Annotated in this window: 3 protein-coding genes and 1 pseudogene; 1 reads left to right on the forward strand and 3 read right to left on the reverse strand. The window is 59.6% G+C overall.

What is annotated here, in order from left to right:
* A pseudogene (locus ACEK02_RS10815) lies at nucleotides 1–491 on the reverse strand (hypothetical protein); the annotation flags it as partial.
* Here ACEK02_RS10815 and ACEK02_RS10820 point away from each other — a divergent pair.
* The gene (locus ACEK02_RS10820; protein ID WP_291738874.1) at nucleotides 409–585 is read left to right on the forward strand and encodes a hypothetical protein; all 177 of its coding nucleotides are present in this window, start codon (nucleotides 409–411) and stop codon (nucleotides 583–585) included. The pseudogene ACEK02_RS10815 and the gene ACEK02_RS10820 sit on opposite strands and share 83 nt — an antisense overlap.
* Before the next feature lie 21 nt (nucleotides 586–606).
* On the opposite strand, the gene ACEK02_RS10825 is transcribed toward ACEK02_RS10820, so the two are convergent.
* Together ACEK02_RS10825 and ACEK02_RS10830 are read right to left on the reverse strand one after the other, a co-directional pair.
* Entirely contained in the window at nucleotides 607–792 is a 186-nt protein-coding gene (locus tag ACEK02_RS10825) for a hypothetical protein (RefSeq protein WP_193603623.1), read from the reverse strand.
* Between the two features lie 650 nt (nucleotides 793–1,442).
* Nucleotides 1,443–1,839 (reverse strand): nuclear transport factor 2 family protein (locus tag ACEK02_RS10830; RefSeq protein WP_371421714.1); only part of this gene is annotated, 397 nt, incomplete at its 5' end.

Raw genomic sequence — 1,839 nt, forward strand, 5'->3', positions numbered from 1 at the left:
TAGCTTATCGAAAAGCGGCAGCAGTCCTTGAGGCGTCGCCAGAATGACGCCGATAACCACGATGCCGTAGATGAAGTAATGAAAGCCAGGCAGCATGCTGCCGAGTTTTCCGCGCTAGCGCAGGCCCTGGGTGGCTGGATGGGCGTGCCCCGCAACAGCAACGCCGCAGCCAGCGCCAAAATCGCGATGCCAAGCGCGAAGGTCATGACTTGGACGCGGCCGACATCGATTCCCATCAGCCCCGCCGCATGGGCATTCTGATGCAGGGCACGGATCCAGCGGCCAAGTCGGTCGATCCCAGCATGATATTGAGGCCGCCGGCGAGAACAAACGGGACCGCAAATGCGATCACTTGCGGCACGCGCAGGATCACGTCGCCCAGAAGAAACAGCTTCGATTTCATGAGCGATGGCGTACGCGCAACCTGTCCACGCTCCAGCACGTAACAGCGCGCTGCAGGACAAGAAGCTCCTCGAGCTTGCCGAATGCATCGCCACCGAACCGCGTTGCATCCTACTGGATAAGGTGATGGCCGGCCTGACGATGGCTGAAACCGCAGCGCCGATCGCCATCATCAAAAATTGAACAGGCAAGGCGTCACCATCGTCATGGTCGAACATGCGCAGCGCCAGCGGCGTCTTGAGTTCCTTGCCACCAAGGCCGACGCGGGATCAGGGCCTGCGCGGCAAAGTCGATGGCGTCACGCATCAGCCTTCGCGTCAGCGCCGCCGTCGTCACCACATCGAGCGCAGTCATGTCGGCGAACGACTGCAATATCTGAAAGCTGCGCATCAATCGCGCCGAAATAGGCGATCCGGCTAAATTCCGAGAATGCTGCGACCGTCGTAAACCACGTCGCCATCACTCGGCGTGTTGCCGTATAAGCCGATCAATTCCCACGATACACTGAAAATTTGCCTCATCCAGAAATGTCTTCGTTACCGAAAGAATGTTTACGTACTCGATTTGACGCGCCCCAAGCGCCCGTTGGTCGCTGGCCACCATCGCCGAGTCGCAAATTTCGAGCGAGCCACCCTACGGTCGCCGCGACCGACTGCACAGTTAAACCGCCAAAGCCGACGACAACTGAGCGTTGTTCACCCGTGTGCCAGCTATTCATCCGGGCCGGCGGCATAGCGATTCGCGGTAGCCGTAGTGGCACCTCGCTGACCGCGCATGAAGTCGGCCTCCGCCGCATCAAGCAGGCCGAAGGCAAGCTGATCAGCCAGGCGACGCTCTGGTTGCAGCGTGACTGGAACCGCAAAAAACCGTTCCGGGCTTCATGGACGTGTTCGAGAACTGGAACGGCTTCAACCCTGAGGCGGCTGCCCAGAAGAAGCGTCGCGGTGGCTGCCGTAGCACGTTGTGGCCCCGGCAGCTGTCTCTATGGGCGGCGTCGCGGGAAGTCCTGATTTCGTCGTGCGGCTAACGGGGCATCTGCGCTAGAGTGCAGGCGATGGCCCAAAGAATCCGATCATCTTGACGAGGCGCCCATCAGCGCCGATCTCGCCGATATCGATCGATATATCACCGCGCGTACCGTCGGCATGCATAAGCCGCCAAAGAAACCGCAGCACGCGGTGATGCCTATCGACACTGCTCATGAATTCGAGGTAGGCCCCGGGCCGCGCGGCCTGCACCTTGGCGATGTGACGTGAAAGATTTTCCCGTCCGGAGATCTCGACATTCGGATCGACATAAACACCATCCTCGGCCCAGCAGGCGGCCAGCAATGTGTCGCGCCTGGCAGTATCGGCCTCGTTCCACGCCGCAGCATATTGCCGTATAGTCTCGACCGTATCATTCATCGGATTTAACTCCCTGTTTTTTCGAAGAGTA

The organism is Tardiphaga sp. (assembly GCF_041424195.1).
Classification (GTDB): domain Bacteria; phylum Pseudomonadota; class Alphaproteobacteria; order Rhizobiales; family Xanthobacteraceae; genus Tardiphaga.